This is a genomic window from Acinetobacter sp. ANC_7553 (assembly GCF_056779895.1).
In genome coordinates, this window is the sequence record NZ_JBWYIV010000006.1 from 137,349 (window position 1) to 162,479 (window position 25,131).

Genomic DNA, 25,131 nt, shown 5'->3' on the forward strand with positions numbered 1-25,131 from the left:
AAGATTAAACAGCCTGACCGTAACCAACAACAAGGTGCTAAAAGCAATCGTCCTGCATTAAATGATGAGATTCGTGCGAAAGAAGTGCGTCTCGTTGGCGCTGACGGAGAACAAAAAGGCATCGTTTCACTTGCTGAAGCGTTGCGTGCTGCAGAAGAAGTTGATCTTGACCTCGTTGAGATCGTTGCGAATGCAGAGCCGCCTGTTTGTAAAATCATGGATTACAACAAGCATTTATTTGATCTGAAGCAAAAGCAAAAAGATGCTAAGAAAAAGCAGCATCAAGTTCAGGTTAAAGAGATCAAGTTGCGTCCTGGTACAGACGTTGGTGATTACAATGTTAAGTTGCGTGCTATTCTGAAATTCCTTGAAGAAGGCAACAAAGTTAAAATTACTCTACGTTTCCGTGGTCGTGAGATGGCTCACCAACAATTGGGTCTTGCTCAATTACAAAAGATTGAAGCTGATGTGGCTGAAATCGGTGTAGTGGAACAAGCACCAAAAATGGAAGGCCGTCAAATGGGTATGTTACTTGGTCCTAAAAAGAAAAAGTAAAACCGATTTAGAGAAAAAGCCCTGCACATGCAGGGCTTTTTTATATGTTGATTGAAGGGATATAGGTACATCCTGAGTTAGTAAAGAGAGGAACGACTGTAGTTGGGGTATAAATCATCAGTTGAATATTTCCATCAGGCAGTACTTTAGTGAAGTCTAATAAACTTATATTTTAAACTTCTCGAATCATTTTGTGGCTTGAGTAAAAAATGTAATTATTTCGACAGGTAAACTCGGACTTATGCATAGAAAATTCTAGATGGATGGTAAAACTGAATAGGTTTAGAGTGTTTACTGTCTTGAAAGATGACCCAAAAAGGATTTTTTATATTGCACATCAGCACATCAGCACATCAGCACATCAGGAAATTCGTTGCTCAAAGTAGCTGTAGATTTGATTTATAAAAAAAGCCGATACTTTTGCATCGGCTTTTTTTGTGACTCATTAAGTTAGATGCTTTATTCGACATGAACTGTTTTTTCAGTAGACTCTGTATTTTCTAACAGAAGTTTTTTGCCAATTGGAATTTGTCGAGGTAATTTCTCTTCTGGAATGATACGCTCTAAGTCGATCACTAATAAGCCATTTTCATAATCTGCTTGTTGAACTTCAATATGTTCATCTAAGCGAAGCGATAATTTAAATGAACGACGCGCAATTCCTTTATGAAGATATTCGGTTTGTTCAGATTGAATAGCTTCTGGTTTTCCTGTGATCGAGAGAAGCTGATTTTCAAGACTGATATTTAACTCATCTTGACTAAATCCTGCAGTAGCGACCACGATGCGATATTTATTCTCACCTTTTTTTTCAATGTTATAAGGTGGGTAGTTTGGAGCATCACTTTGCATTGCATAATCAATAAAATCGTTTAAACGATCAAAACCAATGCTACGACGAAACAATGGATGAAGATTTAAGTTACTCATGATTAAAACCTCCTGAGGTCAGCAAAGTCATAAAAATAAGAATGTTGTTCTGTCATGACTATCATCAACAGAACCAGATGATCATCATAAATCTGGCAAGTTTTTATATAGGTTCAGACCGAAATTTTTCAATAATAAATTCAAAAAATTTTTAAAATATTTTATAAATAATTGATTTTTTATAACTTATAAATAAAGAATTTCTATCCTTGTTGTTTGGTCTGAAATGATTTATGGTGGATAAATCAATCAACAAAGGGCATATGGAGCCTGAACTGTAATGATCGATTTATATTACTGGGGAACACCCAACGGATTAAAAATAACAATTGCACTCGAAGAAATGGCTTTAGATTATCAAATCTATCCAATCAATATATTAGAAAATGATCAGTTCCAAACTGACTTTCTTGCGATCTCTCCTAATAATAAAATTCCTGCGATAGTTGATCAAAATGGACCGAATAATCAATCGATTTCGATTTTCGAGTCTGGTGCAATACTGCAATATTTAGGACGTAAAACGGGACAATTCTATCCTCAGCACGAAATCGCGAGGATTCAGGTTGAACAATGGTTGATGTGGCAAATGGGTGGTCTAGGACCGATGTTAGGTCAAAATCATCATTTTGCTAAATTTGCTAAAGAGAAAATCCCTTATGCGATCGAGCGCTACATTACAGAAACTAAAAGATTATATGGGGTGCTCAATAAGCAGTTAGTTGGGCAAGACTATGTGGCTGGTGAGTACTCTATTGCGGATATGGCAATTTTCCCTTGGTTGATGCGGCACGAGTGGCAAAGTATTCATTTAGCAGAGTTTCCTGAAGTGGAAGCTTATATTCAACGTATCCAACAGAGACCAGCGGTACAAAAGGCGCTTGCACTACTAAAGTAGATCACGGATTTAAGTGTGCTAAACTCTATACATCTAAACCACCATTTGGTGGTTTTTTTATGGAGAACTGCCATGAAGGATTTTTTTTTAAATTTCAGCAAAATTGTTGAATCTAATTCAAAAGTATACTGGGCAATTATTGCTGGTATTTTACTCTGTGTTGCTTCTTATATCGTCGAAATATTTCATGTGCAAAATATCATTGCAGCAATCGAACCAGATTCTAGGGATCAATTAAAACAGGTGATTCCAGCGATAACGAATAAATATACGGTGCTACGTGCCATCATAGTAGTGTTGGCAATTGCTTGGTCGATAAAAGAATATCGCAAAACGCAGAAACTTTTAGCGGCGAACAAGTCCAGTAAATGAATCTGATTTTATTGTTTTTAAGTGCCTTTGGAGCCGCCACTTTATTGCCCTTACAGTCCGAAGCAGTATTGTTGGGGTCATTTGCTTTAAAACAATTTTCGCCGTGGATGCTTATTTTTGTTGCAAGTGTAGCGAATGTGATGGGTTCATGCGTCAATTGGTGGTTGGGCTTAAAAATAGAGCAGTTTAAAACTAAAAAGTGGTTTCCATTTAAGTCAGATCAAATGATTCGTGCTCAACGGGCTTATCAGCAGTATGGTACATGGTCACTTCTTTTAAGTTGGGTGCCTATCATTGGTGATCCAATCACCTTAATTGCAGGAATTTTGAAAGAAAAATTCTGGAAATTTATCTTCGTGGTGGGTATAGCGAAAACAGGTCGATATCTATTTATCTACTGGGTGTATCTTGGTTTGTTCTAAATTTTCGTAGAGTAAAACTCATCAAGATTAATTTGTCTGAATCAAGATTAACGGTGCTTTTGTTTTGCGCAAAGATGCTATAGAATACTCGCTCCCTTACCTGCAGGTCGTATTGTAATGGTGCAAACGAGCCGAACAGGTGTTCAAAAGAGGTTGTTATGCCTAAGATGAAAACTCGCCGTGGTGCAGCAAAACGCTTCAAAGCGACTGCTAACGGTTTTAAGCGTAAACAAGCGTTCAAACGCCACATTTTGACCAAAAAATCTGCTAAGCGTATTCGTCAATTGCGCGGCTGTGTAATGGTTCACGTAAGTGACGTTGCTTCAGTTCGTCGTATGTGCCCGTACATCTAAGGAGATTATAAATGGCTCGTGTAAAACGTGGTGTACAGGCTCATCGCCGTCACAAAAAAATTCTTGCTCGCGCTAAAGGTTACTATGGTGCTCGTTCACGCGTTTACCGCGTAGCGTTCCAAGCGGTAATCAAAGCAGGTCAATATGCTTACCGTGACCGTCGTCAAAAGAAACGTCAATTCCGTGCTTTATGGATTGCGCGTATCAATGCTGGTGCACGTCAAAATGGTTTGTCGTACAGCCGTATGATCGATGGCTTGAAAAAAGCTCAAGTGATCATCGACCGTCGCGTACTTGCTGACATCGCTATGCATGACGCAGTTGCATTTGCTGCTTTAGCTGAAAAAGCTAAAGGCGCATTAGCTGCTTAATCATCGTAGATGAGAAAAAGACCGCTTTTTAGCGGTCTTTTTTTATTTTCATTGTTTACGACTAAATAAAGCCAAGAGATTAGTATGAATAAAATTATGGTCGTCGGTACAGCAGCATCTGGGAAAACAACCTTTGCACGTAAGTTGGCTGCTCAACTGCAAGTCGATCATATTGAACTTGATAATCTCTTTTGGTTGGATAACTGGACCAAGTCAGCTTCAATACAATTTCAAGAAAAATTTATAAATCGTGTTAGGTCTGTGAATAAGGGCTTCGTGATTGATGGTAATTATTCCCTGATTCAAAATTTAATCTTAAATGAGATCGACACTGTGATGTGGTTGGATTTTTCACTACGCGTAAATCTTTATCGTGTGATTAAGAGGTCGCTATACCGTGTGATTAGCCAAAAGAAAATATGGAAAAATTCTAACAATAGAGAACATTGGGCGAAATTATTAAGTAAAGACTCAATAATATTGTGGGTAGTCCAAACACATGGGAAAAATAGACTTAAATATTTGCAGATGATGAATGCCACTCAATATCATCATATAAAGTGGCTACATTTTCATAAAACTGAACAATTAGATGAATTTTTAAAACATCACAGTCCAAAATAGTAAGCGCAGAAACAGATTATTGCAGTGACTAAAATGAGGGCAAACACATTTGATTTACCTGTTTTAGGTGTGGGTTGGTGAGAACTGGAATCATTGTTGAAAAAGCGTTTTCCATGTTGAGTATGTGTTGAGGCTTCATCCAAAGGGGAGTGAATTTCGGGGCTTTTTAAATGAGCAGTTTTATAGTGATTTGCTACTTTAGTAATGAATTTTGCACTCAGGTCATCTAACTTTTGTTGAAATACCTTCAGTTGTTTTTCTTCCTCAAGAGATTCTTGATGATCTTGCTCCAAAAGCTTTCGTTTTTGAATCTTTAAATGTTGTTCTAGATGCATGAAACGCACTAAGGTTTCATTGGCATAAGGTGCTGCATAATCTTGTGGCAGTAATGGTAAGGCAGCTCCAGCGTTGGAGGGTGATTGATCGTCAGTACCATAAAAGATTGCACCACGTTTAACGGATTCCACCCCTTGTGCTAATGCGCGATCGAACAGCTCATTCTCTGTGTAGTCGTGAATATCATTCCAATTAGGTGCTTGAAGATCTGCCTCAACACGTTTGATATGTTGGGTGGATAGATCAAAACGCCAAAATGTTTCAATTCGTGCAGGGAGTGTTTGATTGTTTGGTATGTCGAAGTCTTGTTCAGAGCTATACCATTCGGCAAGTTCTTTACCACAGATCCATGCTGTTTTTACATTACGGTGATGACTGACAATGAAATGGGGATATGGTAAAAGTTCAACATTTGGATTGGGATTTTTTTCATCGATTAATAAACTTGAGTTATGTAGGCTTAAGCGTGTGACACCCTGACGTTTTAAGCTTTCTAACCAAACTTGGAAGTGTTGTGCCAATAAGTGTTGTGTATTTAAATCTCGAAAAAGGAAATGGTGCTGATTAAAAATCGCATGATTTTTCCAGTGTTGAAAACTTAAATCCTGACTTAAAAACTCATTGCCATAAGTCACGAGTGTGAGCTGTTGTTTCCAAATTTGATCTAATGCCATGACATATCTTCTCAATGATCATTGCGCATATCTTAAACTTTTTATAAATGTAATTTCCAATTTAATTCCACATCCAATTTTAACACTTGCTGATCTTCATACGGAGCTATAAAAGCTGTTAGAATGCGCAGTTATATTATTTTTTATATTTGTTGCTTTGAGAGTTACTATGTCACTGGAAGCCCTGACCACTGAAGCGCTCGCTGCCATTGCAGCAGCTCAAGACCTTGCAACACTCGATCAGGTTCGAGTGCAATTTACGGGTAAGAAAAGCCAGCTTGCTGAACAATCGAAAGCACTGGGTAAAATGGATCCGGAAGAGCGTAAGGTCTTTGGTGCGCAGATTCATTCAGTTCGAGAAGCGATTAATGGCGCATTAACTGAGCGTCAAACTGCATTACAAAAAGCTGCACTAGAACAAAAATTAGCAAGTGAACAGATAGACATCACGTTGCCTGGTCGTGGTCAACAGGTGGGTAGTATCCACCCAGTGACCCAAGTACAAGAGCGTATTTGTCAATTCTTCACGAAAGCAGGTTTTTCTGTTGCGACTGGTCCAGAGGTTGAAGATGACTATCACAACTTTGAGGCATTAAATATTCCGGGTCATCACCCTGCGCGTGCAATGCACGATACCTTTTACTTCGATGTAAACCATTTGCTTCGTACGCATACCTCTGGTGTACAGATTCGTACGATGGAAACACAGCAACCACCAATTCGTATTGTATGTCCAGGTCGTGTGTATCGCTGTGACTCAGACCAAACACATTCTCCGATGTTCCACCAAATTGAGGGTTTGTACGTTGCAGAAAATACGAGCTTTGCTGAATTGAAAGGATTATTGGTTAATTTGCTGAATGAGTTCTTTGAAAAAGACTTGAAAGTACGTTTCCGCCCATCTTACTTCCCATTCACAGAACCAAGTGCTGAAGTCGACATCATGGATGAGCGAGGAAAATGGTTAGAAGTATTAGGTTGTGGCATGGTGCATCCAAATGTTCTTCGTTCAGCGGGTATTGATCCAGATAAGTACAAAGGCTTTGCATTTGGTTTAGGTGTTGAACGTTTTGCAATGCTTCGTTATGGCATAAACGACTTGCGTATGTTCTACCAAAATGATGTGCGTTTCTTACGCCAGTTTGCTTAAAACTTTTTATTAAATCCTCTCCTAACTTGAGGAACTCCACAGAATCATTTGGGGTTCTCTCCCTTAGCAAAGGGGGGTAGAGGGAGGATTCTAGAGATTTGAATTACAGGTTTTATATCAATGAAAATTAGCGAAAATTGGCTACGCACATGGGTTAACCCAGCCATCGATAGCGATACTTTATCTGACCAACTGACCATGCTTGGCCTTGAGGTAGATGATTTATCTCCTGCTGCAAAACCATTTACAGGTGTGGTTGTAGGTGAAGTACTTACGGTAGAACAGCACCCAGATGCAGATCGTTTACGTGTAACGACTGTCAACATTGGTTCGGGTGAACCATTACAAATCGTCTGTGGCGCGCCAAATGTACGTGCAGGTATGAAAGCACCTGTAGCGACCATTGGTGCAGTATTACCGGGTGATTTTAAAATCAAAAAAGGTAAGCTTCGTGGTGTTGAATCACAAGGTATGCTGTGCGGTGCATCTGAAATTGATTTAGAAGATAAAATCGATGGTCTACTTGAGCTTCCTGCGGACGCGCCAGTCGGTGTAAACGTACGTGAATATCTGGACCTTGATGACAACGTGATTGATATTAGTATCACACCAAACCGTGGTGACTGTTTCAGTATTCGTGGGATTGCACGTGAAATTGGTGTGATTAACCAACTTCCTGTGACTGCGCCTGAAATTAAAGAAGTTGCTGCAACGATTGCTGATGAAAAGAAGGTCGTTATATCTACTGAAGGTTGCCCACGTTACTTAGGTCGTGTGATCAAAAATGTCAACACTAAAGCGCCAACTCCTGAATGGATGGAGCGTGCACTGGCTCGTTCTGGTATCCGTCAGCACAGTATCTTGGTTGATATTACCAACTATGTATTGATGGAGTTGGGTCAACCGCTTCACGCATTTGATGGTGGTAAAGTTCAAGGTGCGGTACACGTTCGTCAAGCAACTGCAGGTGAAAAACTTGTTCTATTGAATGAGCAAGAAGTTGAAATGCAAGACAACGTGATGGTGATTGCAGACGACCAAAAAGCATTAGCAATTGCAGGCATCATGGGTGGTTTGTCTTCATCGGTGACAGACGCAACGACTGAAATCTTCCTTGAATCAGCATTCTTTGCACCACTTCATATTGCGGGTCGTGCGCGTAGCTTCGGTTTACATACAGATGCGTCTCAGCGTTATGAGCGTGGAGTGGATTTCGAACTTCCAATGATCGCAATGCACCGTGCATCTCAGTTGATTTCTGAGCTTGCAGGTGGTGAATTTGGTCCAATTACTGTAGCAGAAAATCCAACAGTATTGCCAACACGCGAAGCAATCGAGCTTGAGCAGGCGCAAGTTGATCAACTTCTTGGTTATAAAGTTGACTCTGACTTTATTACTGATGCGTTAACACGTCTAGGTTGTCAGGTAACAATTAAAGCACAAGGTCAATGGTCTGTCGTACCGCCATCACATCGTTATGATATGGCAATCTACCAAGACTTAATTGAAGAGGTTGCGCGTATTCATGGTTATGACAACATTCAAATCAGCTTGCCTGTGATTGATGTGAAACTTGCAAAATACCAAGATCAATTTGAAGTTGCACAATTACGTCAAACTTTGGTTGCACTTGGTTACCAAGAGGCAATCAGCTTTAGTTTTGCTGATTTAAAACTTGAAAAACAGTTAAATCCAAGTGTAAATCCTTTGGCATTAGCAAATCCAATTTCAAGTGATTTGGCTGTAATGCGTTCGACTTTACTTTCAAGCTTAATTCCTTGTGTCCAATACAACGTTAATCGTCAACAAAGTCGCGTACGCTTCTTTGAGCTTGGCTTACGTTTTGATTATCAAGAAGCAACCAGTATTCATGATCTTAAGCAAATACCTACACTTGCGATTGTGGCAACAGGTGCGAAGAATCAGGAATCTTGGCATGCTAAACCTCAGCCAATGGATTTCTTCGATTTTAAAGGTGAAATTGAGGCTGTATTGGCGGCTGGGCGAGTTCAAGTAGAATATGTGCGTTCAGAGCGTTCATGGTTACATCCAGGTCAATCTGCTGAAATTTTAGTGGACGGAAAATCGATTGGTTATATTGGTCGTTTACATCCATCGCTTGAAGATGAGCTTGATCTCGCAACGACATGGGTAGCAGAACTCGATCAATCGTCTGTTTTGCAAACTTATGTATCTAATTTTACAGAATTATCACGATTTCCTTCAGTGAGACGTGATATTGCAGTTTTAATTAGTGATAAGATTAATGTTAGTGAAATTCAGCAACTTATCGAAAAAACTGGAGGAGAGTTACTTGATTCTTCTTGGTTATTCGATGTGTATACGGGTCAAGGTGTAGAAGAGGGTAAACGTTCATTGGCGTTTGCACTTTTATGGCAGCATCCGAGTCGCACGCTTGAGGATGCTGAAATTAAATCTGGTATGGATAATATTTTACAAGTGTTAGAAAACACTTACCAAGCGACATTGAGGGCCTCATGACAGCATTAACAAAAGCAGAAATGGCTGATCATTTGAGTGAGCTGACGAGTTTAAATCGTCGTGAAGCTAAACAAATGGTTGAGTTGTTTTTTGATGAAATTAGCCAGGCATTAATTGCAGGTGAACATGTCAAATTATCGGGTTTTGGTAATTTCGAACTGCGTGACAAGCGTCAGCGTCCAGGGCGTAATCCAAAAACAGGTGAGGAGATTCCTATTTCTGCTCGCCGTGTAGTGACCTTCCGTGCTGGTCAAAAGTTTAGACAGCGTGTAGGGACAGAGCAAGTCGATTAATCGCTTGATCAAATAACATTTAAAAAACCTGAGCTCAGCTCAGGTTTTTTATGCTCTTAACTTTATGCGTATTCATAAAATTCAGCGCATAAAAAAAAAGAGAACCAAAGGTTCTCTTTTTTTCGAATAATCTAAACTTTAGATTATTGAGCAGCAGAAGCAGCAGCAGTAGCGTCAGCAGCAGCGTCAGTAGCTTCAGCAGCAGCGTCAGTAGCTTCAGCAGCAGCAGCGTCAGCTTGAGCAGCAACTTCAGAAGAAGCTTCAACAGCAGCAGCGTCAGCAGCTACAACAGCTTCAGAAGCAGCTTCTACAGCTTCAGATGCAGCAGCGTTTGCGTCAGCAGCAGCTTCTTCAGTTTTTTTAGCACAACCAACGAAAGCTAAAGTAGTAGCAACGGCAGCAGCAATAGCAATTTTTTTGAATAACATGGCATCACTCTCATTAAAATAAATTGAGACAAAAAACCCGGTTAGTCTGTTGTGTGCTTTTATTATTCCTAACGTTAGTAAGGTTAATAACGCATGGAGCAGCCTAACTGGTATGCCGACATGCTATCACTGAGTATTTTGAATTACTACTAGGCGAAATGAAAAAATGCTTAAAAAATGAGAAATTTGACCCTATTTTTAACAGAAAATTACAATCATTTTTGCATTTTGAATTGGAGAAATACTAAGTAAATACTTAAAAAATAAAGGGAATTAAAATACAAAATGATAAAAATCACATACTTGCAAGAAAAGTTACATTCAAAAGTTAGTATTGTGTATTTATGTAAATGGAGTCAACCCAAATAAAAGGCCATCAATAAATGATGGCCTTTTGCGTATTAGTTGGCAGCTTTGCGTTTCATTTGATCGAAGAAATCATCATTGGTCTTGGTTTCCTTCATGCGATCAAGTAAGAATTCCATCGCAGCAAGTTCGTCCATAGGATGGAGAAGCTTACGTAAAATCCAAACCTTACGTAGTTTATCTTCATCCATGAGGCGTTCTTCACGACGTGTACCAGATTTCTTGATATTCATCGCAGGGAATACACGTTTCTCAGCAATACGGCGATCAAGCGTAATCTCTTGGTTACCTGTACCTTTGAATTCTTCGTAGATGACTTCATCCATTTTACTGCCAGTTTCAATCAAAGCAGTAGAAATGATCGTAAGTGAACCACCTTCTTCGATATTACGTGCAGCACCGAAGAAACGTTTTGGACGTTCTAAAGCGTGGGCATCAACACCACCAGTTAAAACTTTACCTGATGATGGAATAACCGTGTTATATGCACGTGCTAAACGTGTAATTGAGTCAAGCAAAATAACAACGTCTTTTTTGTGTTCTACCAAACGTTTAGCTTTTTCAATCACCATTTCAGCGACTTGAACGTGACGTGCAGGTGATTCGTCAAATGTTGAAGCAACAACTTCACCACGAACGGTACGTTCCATTTCTGTTACTTCTTCTGGACGCTCATCAATGAGAAGAACGATTAGGAAGCATTCAGGATTATTACGAACAATAGATTGAGCAATGTTTTGGATCAACATTGTCTTACCAGCTTTGGGTGGTGCAACAATAATTGAACGTTGACCTTTACCAATTGGAGCAACTAAATCGACAACACGCGCAGTTAAATCTTCAGTCGAACCATTTCCTAACTCCATCACTAATTGTTCAGTTGGGAATAAAGGCGTTAAGTTTTCGAAAAGAATCTTATTGCGAGAGTTTTCTGGCGTGTCGTAGTTAATTTGATTCACTTTTAAAAGTGCAAAATAACGTTCGCCTTCTTTTGGTGGACGAATCGTACCTGTAATCGTATCCCCAGTGCGCAAATTGAAGCGGCGAATTTGAGAAGGGCTGACATAAATGTCATCTGGACCCGCAAGGTAAGACCCTGCTGCAGAACGTAAAAAACCGAAACCATCAGACAGAATTTCAAGAACACCATCGCCGAAAATTTCTTCACCATTCATAGCATGGCGTTTCAAAATGGCAAAAATAATGTCTTGCTTACGGTTACGTGCCATTCCTTCAAGGCCCATGAACTCAGCAATTTTGATGAGTTCGCCTATCGGTTTTTTCTTGAGTTCAGTTAAGTTCATAAATGGTCGATTGAATTAAAAGGAAGTGTGGAACACAGATAGAATAGAAGCAAAAGACATCCGCAGTGCAAGAAAAGAGCAGCAATTGATTTGCACAATAACAAACTCAGAATCTAGTAAGTTCTTTCGAGGAGAAATGTGTAAACAATTTCTTTAGCCGAGCGGCGATCTTATGTTTTGTGTATTGTAAGAAACGAGGAGAAATTGTCCAAGTGTTTCTTGATCATGCAATATAAGTGAGATATGGCTCTTTGTCAATTTTACCGTCAAAAAAAGCGCCAAAAATTTGACGCTTTCAAAGCCATTAAAATTGAAAGAATTAGATATTTTCTTCAATAAAAGCTGCAAGTTTTGATTTAGGAGCTGCACCAACTTGTTGAGCAACAACTTCACCATTTTTGAACATCAATAAAGCTGGGATATTACGAATATTGTAATTTACAGCAGTTTGTTCGCATGAAGTTACGTCAACTTTTACGATTTTAACTTTACCTTCGTATTCAGTTGCTAAAACTTCAAGTACAGGAGCAATAGCTTTACATGGCGCACACCAGCCTGCCCAAAAATCAACAAGAACTGGCGTGTCAGAATTTAAAACGTCAGCTTCAAAATTAGCATCAGTTGTATTAACGATATTAGCAGACATGGAATTTGCTCCGAATAATTTTTTGAAAACGGTCTATCTATGTATATAAGTATTACATAGACCACTTTAACAAAGTAGGGGATAGGGTTTATTTTCGGACTAAATTCTGTAAATGTCTAATTGATGCTCACGATTTCCATGATCGGTGTAACACAATTGTCATATATGATGATTTTTTAAATAGTCGTTAAATTGACTAAATAAATGGCTTTTAAATTACAGTTATGTGAATTAATCTAGGCACAATTCTGGTTGAACTTAGCGCAACAATGTCTGATTTTTTGATTGATGAAGAACTCCTTGCAGCCATTGATATGGGCTCAAACAGCTTCCACTTGGCGATTGCTCGAGTTGATCATGGTGAGGTAAAAAAAGTCGCATCGATGTCTGAAAAGGTCCAATTGGCCGCAGGTTTAGATGAAAATAAAAATTTGACAGAAGCTGCTCAACAACGTGGTTTAGCATGCTTGGCTCGATTTGTAGGGCGCCTAAGTTCAGTCCAATCGAATCGTTTAAGAATTGTGGCCACCAATGCTTTGCGCCAAGCTAAAAATGGGCATGAATTCATTCAAAAAGCAGCTGAAATTCTGCCTAAACCTATTGAAATTATTGCTGGTCGTGAAGAAGCACGCTTAATTTATTTAGGTGTATCACATACTATGGCGAACAGCGGTCGCCGTTTGGTCATTGATATTGGTGGTGGCTCGACCGAGTTAATCATTGGTGAAGAGTTTGAGCCGATTCATACTGAATCCGTGCAAATGGGATGCGTTGCATTTACGAAGGCCTATTTTGCAGACGGCGATATTAATCCAAAAGCTTTCGATCGTGCGGTGACTGCCGCACGCAAAGAAATCTCGGGTATCGCGACTACTTACCGTGCGGCAGGATGGGATACTGTTGTTGGTTCAAGTGGAACCATTAAAGCTTGTCGTCAAATTGCGGTAAATATGGGTTGGAGCGATGATCAGGAAAACTTGACGCGAGAAGGCTTGGAAAAACTTAAAGATAAGTTACTCAAATACAAGCATATTTCAGACATAGAATTCGAGGGTCTTAAGGAAGATCGTCGTGCAGTCCTACCTGCGGGTATTGCGATTTTATACGCTGTATTTGAAGTTCTTCAAGTTGATAAGCTGGTCTATTCAGATGGCGCCTTACGAGAAGGTGTAATGTACGATTTACTCGGGCGTTTCCAGCATGAAGATATTCGAGATCGTAGCGTACAAGCCTTGATGGGGCGTTATGGTGCTGATCAAAAACAAGCAGAGCGTGTTGTTGAAACGGCTCGACAATTATTTGATAGCGTGGCAGGAACGCTTGGTCTAAATAATGACGATAGTGATTTGCTACGTCGAGCAGCTTATCTTCATGAAATAGGTTTAGCGATTAGTCATAGTGGTTATCATCGTCACGGCGCATATTTGCTTCAGCATTCTGACATTGCTGGTTTTTCACAAATTGATCAAAATCATTTGTCACATTTGGTCGCTCATCATCGCCGTAAATTGCGTGCTGAAGCAAAAAATGATGTGACGAAAGTCGGTGGAATTAAACTTGTCTATCTATGTTTGCTCCTTCGTCTCGCAATTTTGCTGAATCACAGCCGAAGCGATGAGATGCTTCCTGCCATTGAATTAAAGATATTAGATGAGCAACAATGGCAACTGAAAGTTTCTGGTGATGCAAAACAATGGCCTTTGTTGGTTGCAGAGCTGCATGATGAGCAGGTGCAATTTAAACATTGGGATATCGTTTTGAATATTCAGTCGGAACAATTTATTGGCTAACAGAAGCTGATAAGCGAATTTTATTAGTTAACTACGTCATAGTTAATTTAGGGATATTCATCGACTTATGAAAAATAAAGCTGCTCAATCTAAAGCATGGAAAACGGTTCAAATTGCGCGTCATCCAGATCGCCCACAATTTTTAGATTATGTGAGCGAAATTTTTACAGAATTTGATGCACTTCATGGTGACCGTTTATATGGTGATGATGGTGCAATGGTTGGCGGTTTAGCACGTTTTAATGGTCAGGCTGTGATGGTGGTTGGTCAACATCGTGGTCGTAGTACACGTGAAAAGTTACAGCATAATTTTGGGATGAGTAATCCAGAAGGCTATCGCAAGTCTCAGCGTTTACTTGATATGGCTGAACGATTTAATCTTCCAGTTTTCACATTTATTGACACCATGGGTGCATACCCTGGTGTAGGTGCTGAAGAGCGTGGACAAGCAGAAGCAATTGCTACGAGTCTAGCTCAACTCTCAAGTTTAAAAGTACCTGTCATCGCGACTGTTCTAGGCGAGGGTGGTTCTGGCGGCGCATTAGGCATTGGCGTTGCAGATCGTGTGATTATGCTTTCTCACAGTATTTACTCTGTGATTTCACCTGAAGGTTGTGCCTCAATTCTTTGGAAAACTGCTGAAAAAGCTGAGCAAGCGAGTGAAGCACTTGCACTCACTGCAGATAAACTGAAAGAACTTGGTATTGTTGAGTATGTTGTAGATGAAGGTGAGGGTGCTCATCTTCAGCCAGACGTAGTCATGGATAAATTAAAACATGTGTTACAAGCTGCACTTGATGAGCTTGTTCCAATGGATGCAAATGCAAGATGCGAAGCACGTTACCAACGTTTAATGAAGTTTGGCAGCGACAATTCAGGTCTAGCTTCTTAAAACAAATTGCCAAATTTGGTGATGAACACACGTTCTTAGTGGGATGCAGTGGCGGCATGGATTCCATGCTGTTGCTGTATGTCATGTCTCAATTAATTCCCCAAAAAATCCGTGCGATTAATATTAACCACCAGTTGCAATCTGCAAATCAGGAATGGGCTGAATTCGTCCATCAATTTTGTATGGCAGCGCACATCCCTGTGGTTCTCGAGACAGTTCAAGTTGCTGAAGGGAATTTGGAAAAGCAAGCTCGAGCAGCACGTTATCAAGCTTTTAAACATCATTTATCCGACACAGATATTTTAGTACTGGCACATCATCAGCAGGATCAAGCTGAGACCGTATTATTACGTTTGTTCTCTGGTGCTGGAATACAGGGGTTGTCCGCGATGAAATTATTAGATTCACGTGAAGACATCATTATTTGGCGACCATTATTGAATCTAAGTCGTGAGCAGATTTGCCAATGGGTAGAGCAACTCGAATTGCCCTACGTGGATGACCCGACCAATTTTGATACGCATTATGATCGAGCTTGGTGTCGTCATGAGCTTTGGAATATTTTGCAAAGCCGATTCCCTAAAATGCAACAGGCGATTGTGAGAACCAGTGTGCTGATGCAAGATGCGAATGAAATTTTGCAAGAGGTTTTACAACAGGATTTGGCATTCTGTGGCGATGATGATCATCTAGATTTACGACAACTCAATCAATTAAGTTTAGCAAGAAGAAGACAACTTTTATCCAATTGGATGAAAGGACAAGACCAATACCGTCCTGCATTTGAGATGGTAGAGCGGTTGACTGAAGAAGTTATTTTGGCGAAACCTGATGCACAAGCAGCATTGCATTGGAATGGACAATATTATGTTCGTTTCCAAAATATCTTATATCGAGTTCCTAAGGATGAATACTTAGCAGCATCAAATACAACTGATTCAGAAATAAAATTTGAAATCCAGCATGTTGTAAATTTAGCTTCGGGTCAATTTAAGATCTGCCAACATCAGGAAGAGTATGGTCTGCGTATAGAACTTTTAAATCAGCCTTTGACATTGCATTATCGTCAAGGTGGGGAAAAAGTCCATTTGCATGGACGTGTGGGGAAATGGCCATTAAAAAAAGCAATTCAAGAGGCACAAATTTTTCCATGGAAGCGTCATACTATTCAAATTTTAAGCTTAGATAATGTTATGCTTGGTGTTTTCACGCCAAAAGGGTTTTGGCTGGCTGAATCAGAGTATTGTGAAGTCGGTGGTTGGCAGCCAAAGTTAGTTTCATCGCTATAAAATCAAGGTTGAGAGTCGTTCATGAGTGTTGCGTTAAACTGTAATATTTGTTTCATTGGTGGTGGTAATATGGCTCAAGCCCTAATTGGAGGGTTGATTAGTCGTGGTTTACCAACAACGCGTATTACAGTTTCCGATCCTGTAGAACGTGTGAGAGAGTTATTAAAAGAAAAAGAAATTCAAGTTACAGACAATAATGAAGACGCGATCCAAAATGCTGATGTTGTTGTTCTGGCGGTGAAACCACAAGTACTGGCACAAGTCCTTAAACCGTTAAAAGGTAAATTTGAGAATAAGTTAATTGTTTCGATTGTAGCAGGGGCTGAAATTGCAACGATTGCTGCATTAACGGGGACGGAGTTTATCGTTCGTGTCATGCCTAATACACCTGCATTGGTTCAAACAGGTGCCCATGGTTTATATGCACATGACGTTGTTGATCAAGCAAAGCGTGAATTGGCAAGTCAGATTTTAGCTGCAACAGGCTTAACACTTTGGGTAAACTCAGAAGAGCAAATTGATGCAGTAACTGCGGTATCGGGTTCAGGTCCAGCGTATTTCTTCTATATGATGGAAAGTATGATTCGTGCTGGGAAAAATTTAGGCTTGGATGAGAAAACTGCAACAGCCTTAACGCTACAAACAGCTCTCGGTGCTGCGCAAATGGCGATCACCAGTTCTAATACGCCATCTGAACTGCGTAAAAATGTGACATCACCAAATGGTACAACTCAAGCAGCCTTGGAAGTTTTTGATCGAGCGCAAATTTCACAGAATATTCAGGCTGCTCTTGCGGCTGCAAAAAAACGCAGTCAGGAGCTCGCTCAGGAATTAAGTGATAGTTCTAAATAACTAAATTTTAGGAAAATTGAAGTATGGGTGCGAACTCTGCGCTATTTTTTGACATTATCATTAATGTTGCGATTTTATTGGTATTTTTCCGTTTTTTAATGCAATTGGCGGCAGTCAGTCCATATAACCCTGTTGTGCTATCGACAGTGAAAGCAACTAGAATTGTAGATGTGTTTGGACGAATCTTGCCAACTGTGGCACAGGGGCGTGTAAATCTAGCAGCTTTAGTGCTGATCGTATTGTTGTATTTTCTTAAGGTATTTGGCTATAAATATTTAAATGCCTTACCAACAGGCGATGCATTGTACTTTATTGGTTCAACAGTACTTTCAATGTTGCAGGCATTAATTTCAATTCTTAAATATTTGCTGTTCGCTTACATTATCTGTAGTTGGATTTTAATGTTTTCACAAACACGTTCACCTTATATTGAAGTGATTCAAGAATTAGCTGAACCGATGTTGGCACCATTCCGTAAAGTAATGCCAAATTTAGGGATGATTGATCTTTCTCCAATCCTTGCATTCTTTACACTTTATATTGCTGAAATCATGTTGAAATCAATTGGTTAAATCTAAATTGTGGATTTAAACAATTTCATAAAAAAGGACTCATTTGAGTCCTTTTTTACAATCTAAGAATCTTAGAAATTAGTGCGCTTCACCCCAGTTTTTCCCTTTGCCGACTTCAACAACAAGTGGCACAGAGAGTTGAACAACACGTTGCATTGCATCTGCGATTTTAATAGCGATCTCGTCAGCGATCGCTTCATCTACCTCAAACACTAATTCATCGTGAACTTGCAATAATAATTTGGCCTGATCTTTAGGTAGAATTTTATCTACTTCGATCATTGCCATTTTGATAATCTCCGCAGCAGAACCTTGAAGAGGCGCATTAATTGCAGCGCGTTCAGCTGCCTTTCGAATCATCATATTGCGCGCATCGATATCTGGTGTGTATAAGCGTCGCCCTGTAATGGTTTCAACAAAGCCTTGTTCTAATGCGACTTGTCGTGTGCGTTGCATATATTCATAAATGCCAGGATAGCGATGGAAATATTGTTTAATGTAATTTTGAGATTCTTCGCGTGTGAATCCCAATTGACGTGTTAAACCAAACTCAGACATGCCATAAAGTAATCCAAAGTTGACGGCCTTGGCTTGGCGACGTTGATCATTGGTTACATCATCCAAAGCAATATTTAATACTTCTGCTGCAGTACGGCGATGAACATCTTGGCCGTGATTAAACGCGTCAACTAAAGCCTCATCTTGTGAAAAATGTGCCATAAGACGTAGTTCAATTTGTGAGTAATCGGCAGCAAGTAAAACCCGACCTTCAGGTGCAACAAAAGCTTTTCGGATTTGACGACCGATCTCTTCGCGAATTGGAATATTCTGAAGATTAGGATCAGTAGAAGATAATCGTCCAGTTGCGGTTAAAGCTTGATGGTAGCTGGTATGAACACGATGACTTTCGTTATTGGCTTGTTTGATTAAACCGTCAGTATAGGTACTTTTTAACTTAGACAAGCCGCGATATTCTAAAATAAGTGCAGCGATCGGGTGATCAATTTTCTCAAGAATGCTTTCGCTGGTACTGTATTGACCTGTTGAAGTTTTCTTACCACCTTTTAAACCTAACTTATCAAAAAGAATATCACCCACCTGCTTAGGTGAGCTGACATTGAAAGGTTGACCCGCGATTTCAATAATCTGATTTTCTAACTCTAGAATTGTATTAGAAAATTCTTGACCCAATTGATCGAGGAAACTCAAATCGAGCTGAATTCCATTTTCTTCCATCGTCGTCAGAACTGCAGCTGTCGGCATTTCGATTTGATGAAGAATATTGAGAAGCTCTGGGATTTCTTTAAGCTTACGCTCCAATACCTCATACAAACGATAGGTTACATGGGCATCTTCAGCGGCATAATGAGCTGCTGTTTCGATTTCAATTTGATTAAAGGTTTTTTGTTTAGCACCTTTGCCCGCCACTTGTTCGTAAGTAGTGGTTAAGTGGCTAAGATAAACGCGCGCAACGTCATCCATACCATGGCGCGTCGCCACAGCATTGAGCACGTACGAGGCAAGCATGGTGTCAAAGTACCAGCCTTGTAAATGAATTCCATGATTTTCGAGAATATGAGCATCATATTTTAAATGATGACCAATCTTCTCAATCTCAGCGTTTTCTAAAATTGGTTTGATTTGCGCAATAATAGCGTCGCGATCCAATTGCTCTGGAGCACCTTCATAATCGTGAGCAAGCGGAACGTAATATGCATCTTGGGCATCAAATGCCACAGAGAAGCCTACCATCTCTGCAACACGATAATCTAAACTTGTGGTTTCAGTATCGAAAGCAAAACGTTTCTCAGTAGTCAATCTTTGAAAGAGTTTTTCCCAATCCGCTGGTGTTAAAACGGTATGGTAAGTTGCCTCGCCAAGCTGATCATCTACACTAGTCTGAACCGCTTGGTCTTCGATTTTCGATGTTGCAGTACTCGGTTTTGCGACAACTTGACTTGATTGTTTATACGCAGCATTATTTGGATTGTTGGGATGATCTAAAGACTGAAGTTGATTTCTAAACTCAAGTTCGGTGTAAAGCTGACGTAACTCTGCAACATTTGGATCTCGGAGTTTAAGATCATCGTAGGTCAGATTCATGTCTAAGTCACAAACAATACTTGCTAGCTGATGATCTAGCGCAATACCATCTACATTGTCTTTAATATTTTGACCTACTTTGCCTTTAATTTTATCGACATTTTCAAGAATGCCACCAATTGAACCATATTCATTCAGCAGTTTAGCCGCAGTCTTTGCCCCGATACCAGGAACGCCCATGATGCCGTCAGAGGCATCTCCCATGAGGGTTAAATAATCAATAATTTGGTTCGGCCAAACACCAAACTTTTCAAAAACGCCATTCACATCCATGGGCTTGTCTTTAAAACTGTCTTCAAGTGTTACTTTGTCCGTGACCAATTGAGCCATGTCTTTATCGCCTGTGGAAATCAAGACTTGATAGCCTTCTTTTTCTGCGCGTTTTGCCAGCGTACCTATGATATCATCGGCTTCCGCACCAGGTATGGCATGGAGTGGGATACCTAAAGCACGAATTAAATTATGTAAATACGGAATTTGTTGAGCGAGTTCGTCAGGCATGCTCGGTCGATCCCCTTTATATATTGGGGAAAGTTGATGACGGAAAGTTGGTTCAGGTGTGTCAAAAATGACAGCCATGTGTGTAGGTTGAACACGACGCATTAACTTTTGGATAGCAGAAATAGCTCCGCGAATTGCGTTGGTTTGTAAACCTGTTGACGTCGTTAGCGGTGGTAGTGCGTGATAAGCACGAAATAAAAAATATGACCCATCGACCAAGACAAATGGTGGCATTGAAACGTTCCTAATCCAATTAACTTTTTCATTGTACGTGATTTTCAGCAGTTGCGCTGATACAAGATTTGCAATCAAGTGTACAGAATATGCGATGAAAAACGCAAAATGCCAATTCTTGCTGAGGTATCATCAATCTAGCTAAAAAGGAATGATGTGTATGCTGAAGCAATATAGTGAAATAAAAATGATTTGGTTGATGCTACTCATCATAGTAGCGATCAGTACTTGGGTTCTAGCGTTGCCGATCATTATGTTTTTATGTGTTGCTGCATTCCTCATAAGTGTTATGCAATATGCCCATCATATTGAAAAACCGCTTACCAACATTGAGCAACAGACTCATTATTCGAAACAGAATACATCACGATTGCCCTTATATATTTCGTCATTTCTTGCACTAATTGGCAGCTTGTTCGATTGGACATGGTTGGTTGGATTAGGTTTAACACTCTGGATTTATTTTTTTCTAAACTGGTTGCGACAACTTGAGGGTCGATTAATTCAAATCGGTGCTTTGCAGGAAAAGCTAATAAAACTAGATCGAGACGATCAGACCAGCACCACAAGTATTTTACAAGATTCAGAGGGAATCCAGACAAATCAGCAGCATGATTTGGGTTTTGGGATGCAAATCAGACGATGGATCTTTCATGGTAATCCTGTTCTCAAAGTTGCGATTACCGTCCTAGTGATTGGGGTCGTCTTATTATTGAGATATATGGTTGAACATTGGACCTTAAGTCTTTCAATCAAACTTTTGGCTGTTGCTGTCATCGCCGTCATATGTGTTGCCTTTGGTTATCATATACAGAAAAAAAACCGCGGCTTTGGTCTTGCTTTACAAGGACTGGGTTTTGCGGGATTGTTATTAAGTATTCTATTTGCTTATCACTATGATCTGTTAAATCTCATTAATACGATTACGCTTTACAGCTTGAGCATGCTGTCGTTGGTCATACTGATTTTAAAACAGCGGTCAGTGGAGCTTTCCCAGATGGGAGTTTTGGTTGCTTATATTGCACCGTTCACATTACCTCATGCAGATTTTTCCTCAGCTCAATTACTGTCTTATTATCTAGCGGTCAATAGTGTTGTAGGTGTAATTTGTACATTACATCCATGGAAAATACTCACTCAAATAGCGTTGCTGCTCATTGTTGTTATCGGTGGTGGTTATGCCTTTTTGAATGGCGGTGTTGCAGAGAGATTCGTTTTATCCTGTCTAGTTATTGCACATGCGAGTGTATTTATTTGGTTGGGTTTCAGATTTAACCAGCTCGCTACACATCAAAATCAGGCTCATTTAGGTCAGCGTATTATTGACTCCGCATTGATTTATGTCAGTCCCTTGGTCGCATATGCATTTTTACATCTCATGTATTTAGATCAAACATCGGTTCAAATTGCCTTGTGTTTGGGTTTTGCATTGACTCACTTTGCGATTTTTAAAGTTGTGCAGCACGCAAAATTTGATACGGCGATTAAACAAAATTATTTAATGTTAGGTTTTATTTTTCTAAGTTTTATCCCGCCGATCTTGATTCCACAAGCATGGAGTGTGATCGGGTGGATCATTGAAGGACTGCTTATTTTAATGTGGGGCTTGCATCGTGAGTTTAGGGTAGGGCGAACATTAGGTTATGCGTTGTTAGCAGTTGGATTATTTTCGTATTTATACTATTTGATCGAGTTAGCATCAATTCCAAATATCATCCCATGGTTACTAGGTCTAAGTTATATCCTTGCGATTGCGGTCTCCAATGTTGTTATGCGTTATCAAAAACAGCTGACACTGTCAGATAAAATTTTCCTGTCTATTTTTTCTTTTTTTGCGAGTCTTTTACTGCTTTATCAAGGTGTGGAAAGTTTTAGTGAACCGATGAGATTAATCTACACACTTGCATTCACAACTGCGATTTATTTTGCTGCTAATTTAGTCTTACAACCGCGCCAAGTAGTCTCATGGTCATGGTTATTACCAAAATGGTTGGGGCTGATTCCTATTGTAGTGTTCGCAGCTATTATGCTGATCGATCAATACACTCAAGGAGTCATCGTCTGGCAGTCATTTGGTGCGCAAGGCTTGTTTATCTTGGCTTGTTTGGGCCTGAGCTATCTGTGGTTAAAACCAATTTCAAATGCTCAGTATGAAAATGAATGGATCGCCTTTGGTGGACTCGCTTCTTTAGCTTGTGCCAGCGTGGGTGTAGTTTCAATGTCACCTATGATGGGAGCTGTCCTTTTACCTTTGATACTTTATGGCTATAGTGTTTCTAAAACAACAGACTTGAATAAGCTTTGGTTAACTAAGACTAGCCTCATTTTATTGTTGTGCTGGATTGTCAGCTCACAAATTTGGGTGGTAGAACCCTTTTGGAAATATTTTATCCCAATCTTAAACCCTATTGATTTCGTCAGTCTGACTGGTTTGTGGGTGCTTATTCAGGTGCTTCGCAGTCAAATCAGAATGGGGCTAGAGCGAACACTTGGCGCATTCTTGATCTTACTCGCTGTGCTATGGGTAAGTAGTTATGTACTTCTTAGAGCCTTACATTTTTATTTTGCTACACCTTATAACCAGTGGATCATTTGGCAAGATTCTGCAGTGCAATTGGCGTTGACATTATTGTGGGTGGTCATGGCATTCATTGTGATGAAATATGCCGCTATCAACCATAATCGAGTGGTATGGATGTTTGGTGCAAGTATTTTGGCGATCGTGACTTTTAAGTTGGTGTTGTTAGATTTATCCCATATCGGCACTCTAAGTCGAGTTTTATCATTTTTAGGCGCGGGAGGATTAATGTTGATTATTGCGTACATCGCTCCAGCGCCAGAGCAAAAACGAGTAGAAGAGACTAATGCTTGATCCTGAGATCAAGCATTAACCTTAATTCATTATAATTTAGGCTCTCTTTTGATTTCCTTAGCATTGGCGTATTGGTCTATTTCCTCATCTGTTAACGAGGGTTGTGGAGGGCGATCAACAAAACCCATTTTAGGTACAGGAATTTCAATATGGTGATCAACAAAACCGTTTCGAATCCGCTCTTGCATTTCATCACGCACTTTTAAAAAGTTTTCCTGTTGGCACCAAATGGCGAATAACAATTCGATTGAAGATTCACGGAATGCGGTTACCGTTACAGCAGGTTTGGGATCTGCTAACACTAAAGGATAGCTGTTTGCCACTTTTAATAAAACTTCTCGTACTTTAATGATGTCTTCATGAAAGTTGATTGCAAGTGTAATGGGGATGCGCCGTATCGGGAATTTAGAAAGGTTGTGTACGGGAGCACGAATTAATTGCTCATTAGGTAAACGGACATAGACATTATCTTGAGTCAGTAATTTGACAGACAGTAAATCAATGGAGATCACTTCACCTTCGATGGTATGTCCACGAATTAACGTAATTTGAATGGTGTCACCAATTTCAAAAGAACCTTCACCAATCAAGAATAAACCGCTGATCAAGTTCGTCGCAGAGGTTTGAGATGCAAAACCCAGTGCTACGGTCAAAATACCAGCGGCACCTAGAAATACACTTAATTTAAAACCTGCTTCTTTTAAACTCGCCATCACAAAGATGAGGAAAATAAAATAAAAAATACCGCGCCGCCATACCAAACGCTGATGAGCATTAAATTTGGCGCCGATCGTTCTCACAAAAGTATTGGAAACGACTCGAGCAAAAAGGAATCCAATAAAGCAAAGCACAATCGCAATAATAATTTCAGTTAGGCGATCCGTATTGATATTGGTAAATATACTTTTGAGGCTATCAGCAATGGTGCCGGTAAGACTATCTGCCATATGCCCCCCTTAGAAGAATGAATCAAACATGTTAAATAAAGTACTACCTGGGGCACGTGCTGGATTGACATAAATTACATCACCAGCCAATGGTGGGGTGCGATTTTCAATACGAATACGTGCTGGTCGATCCATCCCTTCGTGAATGACTTTAATTTGTGACGTCCATAATCGCTCTGTACTTTCACTATAAAACAAAGGCAGGGCAGGAACAGGTACATTCATTCGATCGAAACGGAGTTGATGTCCACTGACATTGTGAAAGTCAATTGGAGTGACTGCACGAAATGCACGTGGACGAAGTTGTTTGAGTTCTGTTCGACCATCAACTGAAGTGGCGTAACACATTTCACCACTGCGTTGATCAGGTCCGAACCATGTATCTTTAGGCATAATGACCGGTATATCGAATAATGGGGTCTTTTGACTTTCGACATAACCTGAAAGCCACAGAGGGGTACTAATATAAAGCGTGCCACGTTGACCAGCTGGAATGTATATTGGGTCTACAGGACGGATCACCACAGATCGATCTGCAAGACGTGGTATCAATTGAATTTTAGGGTGAGTTTCCCTGAACATGTAACGTTCAACATGTACTGGACGAGGAAATGAAAAATGGGGGTCATCCATTTCCTGCCACTTTTGTTCGTAGTCGTATTGAATTTGAGGACGGTAGTACTCCATGCGCCATTCTTGTAAGCCACGAGTGAGTCGAAAGAGCAATGAACCAAATTGCCAAGCACGCACTTGATTGAGTTCAAAATGCTGCTCACCCCACCATCTTAAAGTCGAAGGGTTTTGCTCAAGTTTCTGATCTAGTGACAATAGGGAATATCCTTAAATAAATTCATT

The 25,131-nt window shown here is 40.0% G+C and carries 24 protein-coding genes; 16 read left to right on the forward strand and 8 right to left on the reverse strand.

Annotated elements, in window-relative coordinates:
• The first annotated feature begins 3 nt into the window (after window positions 1-3).
• Window positions 4-555, forward strand: coding sequence for a translation initiation factor IF-3 (gene infC / locus AC1M9I_RS06660; RefSeq protein WP_081403231.1), 552 nt, complete (start codon window positions 4-6; stop codon window positions 553-555).
• Window positions 556-1,014: 459 nt separating this feature from the next.
• Here infC and AC1M9I_RS06665 read toward each other — a convergent pair whose 3' ends face one another.
• The gene (locus tag AC1M9I_RS06665) at window positions 1,015-1,485 is read right to left on the reverse strand and encodes an Hsp20 family protein (RefSeq protein WP_179998611.1); all 471 of its coding nucleotides are present in this window, start codon (window positions 1,483-1,485) and stop codon (window positions 1,015-1,017) included.
• Window positions 1,486-1,765: 280 nt separating this feature from the next.
• Here AC1M9I_RS06665 and AC1M9I_RS06670 point away from each other — a divergent pair, with 280 nt between their 5' ends.
• The 6 genes from AC1M9I_RS06670 (at window position 1,766) to AC1M9I_RS06695 (ending at window position 4,525) form a co-directional block, all read left to right on the forward strand.
• Window positions 1,766-2,383: a glutathione S-transferase family protein gene (locus tag AC1M9I_RS06670; protein ID WP_035265364.1), complete on the forward strand. Its 618-nt coding sequence runs from the start codon at window positions 1,766-1,768 to the stop codon at window positions 2,381-2,383.
• 72 nt (window positions 2,384-2,455) lie between these two features.
• Complete coding sequence (locus tag AC1M9I_RS06675) at window positions 2,456-2,755, forward strand: hypothetical protein (RefSeq protein ID WP_092768345.1); 300 nt, start codon at window positions 2,456-2,458, stop codon at window positions 2,753-2,755.
• Window positions 2,752-3,177 carry a YqaA family protein gene (locus tag AC1M9I_RS06680; RefSeq protein ID WP_481591523.1) on the forward strand — a complete coding sequence of 142 codons (426 nt, stop codon included), beginning with the start codon at window positions 2,752-2,754 and terminating at the stop codon, window positions 3,175-3,177. Before AC1M9I_RS06675 ends, AC1M9I_RS06680 begins: the two co-directional genes overlap by 4 nt.
• A gap of 158 nt (window positions 3,178-3,335) precedes the next feature.
• Window positions 3,336-3,530 (forward strand): 50S ribosomal protein L35, encoded by a 195-nt coding sequence (gene rpmI, locus AC1M9I_RS06685; RefSeq protein ID WP_004278281.1) that lies wholly within the window; start codon window positions 3,336-3,338, stop codon window positions 3,528-3,530.
• 11 nt (window positions 3,531-3,541) lie between these two features.
• On the forward strand, window positions 3,542-3,901 hold the full coding sequence (gene rplT, locus AC1M9I_RS06690) for a 50S ribosomal protein L20 (protein WP_004867327.1): 360 nt from the start codon (window positions 3,542-3,544) through the stop codon (window positions 3,899-3,901).
• Window positions 3,902-3,985: 84 nt separating this feature from the next.
• A complete protein-coding gene (locus tag AC1M9I_RS06695) occupies window positions 3,986-4,525 on the forward strand; it encodes a P-loop NTPase family protein (protein WP_481593335.1) in 540 nt (179 codons plus the stop codon).
• Here AC1M9I_RS06695 and AC1M9I_RS06700 read toward each other — a convergent pair.
• Entirely contained in the window at window positions 4,510-5,535 is a 1,026-nt protein-coding gene (locus AC1M9I_RS06700) for a hypothetical protein (RefSeq protein ID WP_481588721.1), read from the reverse strand. The two genes, AC1M9I_RS06695 and AC1M9I_RS06700, sit on opposite strands and share 16 nt — an antisense overlap.
• A 169-nt stretch (window positions 5,536-5,704) precedes the next feature.
• Here AC1M9I_RS06700 and pheS point away from each other — a divergent pair, with 169 nt between their 5' ends.
• The 3 genes from pheS (at window position 5,705) to AC1M9I_RS06715 (ending at window position 9,480) form a co-directional block, all read left to right on the forward strand.
• On the forward strand, window positions 5,705-6,685 hold the full coding sequence (gene pheS / locus AC1M9I_RS06705; protein WP_035265373.1) for a phenylalanine--tRNA ligase subunit alpha: 981 nt from the start codon (window positions 5,705-5,707) through the stop codon (window positions 6,683-6,685).
• Window positions 6,686-6,805: 120 nt separating this feature from the next.
• A complete protein-coding gene (gene pheT / locus AC1M9I_RS06710) occupies window positions 6,806-9,187 on the forward strand; it encodes a phenylalanine--tRNA ligase subunit beta (RefSeq protein ID WP_481595067.1) in 2,382 nt (793 codons plus the stop codon).
• A complete protein-coding gene (locus AC1M9I_RS06715) occupies window positions 9,184-9,480 on the forward strand; it encodes an integration host factor subunit alpha (RefSeq protein ID WP_035265376.1) in 297 nt (98 codons plus the stop codon). Before pheT ends, AC1M9I_RS06715 begins: the two co-directional genes overlap by 4 nt.
• 143 nt (window positions 9,481-9,623) lie before the next feature.
• On the opposite strand, the gene AC1M9I_RS06720 is transcribed toward AC1M9I_RS06715, so the two are convergent.
• The 3 genes from AC1M9I_RS06720 to trxA all read right to left on the reverse strand — a co-directional run bounded on the left by AC1M9I_RS06720 (window position 9,624) and on the right by trxA (window position 12,224).
• The gene (locus AC1M9I_RS06720; protein ID WP_035268570.1) at window positions 9,624-9,908 is read right to left on the reverse strand and encodes a hypothetical protein; all 285 of its coding nucleotides are present in this window, start codon (window positions 9,906-9,908) and stop codon (window positions 9,624-9,626) included.
• 401 nt (window positions 9,909-10,309) lie between these two features.
• A complete protein-coding gene (rho, locus tag AC1M9I_RS06725) occupies window positions 10,310-11,578 on the reverse strand; it encodes a transcription termination factor Rho (protein WP_035268567.1) in 1,269 nt (422 codons plus the stop codon).
• Window positions 11,579-11,897: 319 nt separating this feature from the next.
• A complete protein-coding gene (gene trxA / locus AC1M9I_RS06730) occupies window positions 11,898-12,224 on the reverse strand; it encodes a thioredoxin (RefSeq protein WP_035268564.1) in 327 nt (108 codons plus the stop codon).
• 269 nt (window positions 12,225-12,493) lie between these two features.
• Between trxA and ppx the strand changes: the two genes are divergently transcribed.
• From ppx to AC1M9I_RS06755, 5 genes are all read left to right on the forward strand, one after another.
• Window positions 12,494-14,014 (forward strand): exopolyphosphatase, encoded by a 1,521-nt coding sequence (gene ppx / locus AC1M9I_RS06735; protein ID WP_481595068.1) that lies wholly within the window; start codon window positions 12,494-12,496, stop codon window positions 14,012-14,014.
• A gap of 67 nt (window positions 14,015-14,081) precedes the next feature.
• A complete protein-coding gene (locus tag AC1M9I_RS06740; protein WP_035268558.1) occupies window positions 14,082-14,906 on the forward strand; it encodes an acetyl-CoA carboxylase carboxyltransferase subunit alpha in 825 nt (274 codons plus the stop codon).
• A complete protein-coding gene (gene tilS / locus AC1M9I_RS06745; protein ID WP_481595069.1) occupies window positions 14,843-16,195 on the forward strand; it encodes a tRNA lysidine(34) synthetase TilS in 1,353 nt (450 codons plus the stop codon). Before AC1M9I_RS06740 ends, tilS begins: the two co-directional genes overlap by 64 nt.
• Window positions 16,196-16,216: 21 nt before the next feature.
• Entirely contained in the window at window positions 16,217-17,047 is an 831-nt protein-coding gene (proC, locus tag AC1M9I_RS06750; protein ID WP_179998602.1) for a pyrroline-5-carboxylate reductase, read from the forward strand.
• Between the two features lie 23 nt (window positions 17,048-17,070).
• Window positions 17,071-17,619, forward strand: coding sequence for a YggT family protein (locus tag AC1M9I_RS06755; protein ID WP_481595070.1), 549 nt, complete (start codon window positions 17,071-17,073; stop codon window positions 17,617-17,619).
• A gap of 78 nt (window positions 17,620-17,697) precedes the next feature.
• Here AC1M9I_RS06755 and polA read toward each other — a convergent pair whose 3' ends face one another.
• Window positions 17,698-20,457, reverse strand: a complete 2,760-nt coding sequence (gene polA, locus AC1M9I_RS06760; RefSeq protein WP_481595071.1) for a DNA polymerase I — start codon at window positions 20,455-20,457, stop codon at window positions 17,698-17,700.
• 160 nt (window positions 20,458-20,617) lie between these two features.
• Here polA and AC1M9I_RS06765 point away from each other — a divergent pair, with 160 nt between their 5' ends.
• Entirely contained in the window at window positions 20,618-23,329 is a 2,712-nt protein-coding gene (locus AC1M9I_RS06765; RefSeq protein ID WP_481610844.1) for a DUF2339 domain-containing protein, read from the forward strand.
• Between the two features lie 29 nt (window positions 23,330-23,358).
• Here AC1M9I_RS06765 and AC1M9I_RS06770 read toward each other — a convergent pair whose 3' ends face one another.
• Window positions 23,359-24,276, reverse strand: a complete 918-nt coding sequence (locus AC1M9I_RS06770) for a mechanosensitive ion channel family protein (protein ID WP_035268545.1) — start codon at window positions 24,274-24,276, stop codon at window positions 23,359-23,361.
• A 9-nt stretch (window positions 24,277-24,285) separates the two neighbouring features.
• Window positions 24,286-25,104 (reverse strand): hypothetical protein, encoded by an 819-nt coding sequence (locus AC1M9I_RS06775; protein ID WP_092768367.1) that lies wholly within the window; start codon window positions 25,102-25,104, stop codon window positions 24,286-24,288.
• Window positions 25,105-25,131: the final 27 nt, after the last annotated feature.

Bases quoted from the DNA above. Each gene is read 5' to 3' on its own strand.
- AC1M9I_RS06665 (WP_179998611.1), bottom strand. From the start codon at position 1,485: ATGAGTAACTTAAATCTTCATCCATTGTTTCGTCGTAGCATTGGTTTT.
- AC1M9I_RS06670 (WP_035265364.1), top strand. From the start codon at position 1,766: ATGATCGATTTATATTACTGGGGAACACCCAACGGATTAAAAATAACA.
- AC1M9I_RS06675 (WP_092768345.1), top strand. From the start codon at position 2,456: ATGAAGGATTTTTTTTTAAATTTCAGCAAAATTGTTGAATCTAATTCA.
- AC1M9I_RS06680 (WP_481591523.1), top strand. From the start codon at position 2,752: ATGAATCTGATTTTATTGTTTTTAAGTGCCTTTGGAGCCGCCACTTTA.
- rpmI (WP_004278281.1), top strand. From the start codon at position 3,336: ATGCCTAAGATGAAAACTCGCCGTGGTGCAGCAAAACGCTTCAAAGCG.
- rplT (WP_004867327.1), top strand. From the start codon at position 3,542: ATGGCTCGTGTAAAACGTGGTGTACAGGCTCATCGCCGTCACAAAAAA.
- AC1M9I_RS06695 (WP_481593335.1), top strand. From the start codon at position 3,986: ATGAATAAAATTATGGTCGTCGGTACAGCAGCATCTGGGAAAACAACC.
- AC1M9I_RS06700 (WP_481588721.1), bottom strand. From the start codon at position 5,535: ATGGCATTAGATCAAATTTGGAAACAACAGCTCACACTCGTGACTTAT.
- pheS (WP_035265373.1), top strand. From the start codon at position 5,705: ATGTCACTGGAAGCCCTGACCACTGAAGCGCTCGCTGCCATTGCAGCA.
- pheT (WP_481595067.1), top strand. From the start codon at position 6,806: ATGAAAATTAGCGAAAATTGGCTACGCACATGGGTTAACCCAGCCATC.
- AC1M9I_RS06715 (WP_035265376.1), top strand. From the start codon at position 9,184: ATGACAGCATTAACAAAAGCAGAAATGGCTGATCATTTGAGTGAGCTG.
- AC1M9I_RS06720 (WP_035268570.1), bottom strand. From the start codon at position 9,908: ATGTTATTCAAAAAAATTGCTATTGCTGCTGCCGTTGCTACTACTTTA.
- rho (WP_035268567.1), bottom strand. From the start codon at position 11,578: ATGAACTTAACTGAACTCAAGAAAAAACCGATAGGCGAACTCATCAAA.
- trxA (WP_035268564.1), bottom strand. From the start codon at position 12,224: ATGTCTGCTAATATCGTTAATACAACTGATGCTAATTTTGAAGCTGAC.
- ppx (WP_481595068.1), top strand. From the start codon at position 12,494: ATGTCTGATTTTTTGATTGATGAAGAACTCCTTGCAGCCATTGATATG.
- AC1M9I_RS06740 (WP_035268558.1), top strand. From the start codon at position 14,082: ATGAAAAATAAAGCTGCTCAATCTAAAGCATGGAAAACGGTTCAAATT.
- tilS (WP_481595069.1), top strand. From the start codon at position 14,843: ATGCGAAGCACGTTACCAACGTTTAATGAAGTTTGGCAGCGACAATTC.
- proC (WP_179998602.1), top strand. From the start codon at position 16,217: ATGAGTGTTGCGTTAAACTGTAATATTTGTTTCATTGGTGGTGGTAAT.
- AC1M9I_RS06755 (WP_481595070.1), top strand. From the start codon at position 17,071: ATGGGTGCGAACTCTGCGCTATTTTTTGACATTATCATTAATGTTGCG.
- polA (WP_481595071.1), bottom strand. From the start codon at position 20,457: ATGCCACCATTTGTCTTGGTCGATGGGTCATATTTTTTATTTCGTGCT.
- AC1M9I_RS06765 (WP_481610844.1), top strand. From the start codon at position 20,618: ATGCTGAAGCAATATAGTGAAATAAAAATGATTTGGTTGATGCTACTC.
- AC1M9I_RS06770 (WP_035268545.1), bottom strand. From the start codon at position 24,276: ATGGCAGATAGTCTTACCGGCACCATTGCTGATAGCCTCAAAAGTATA.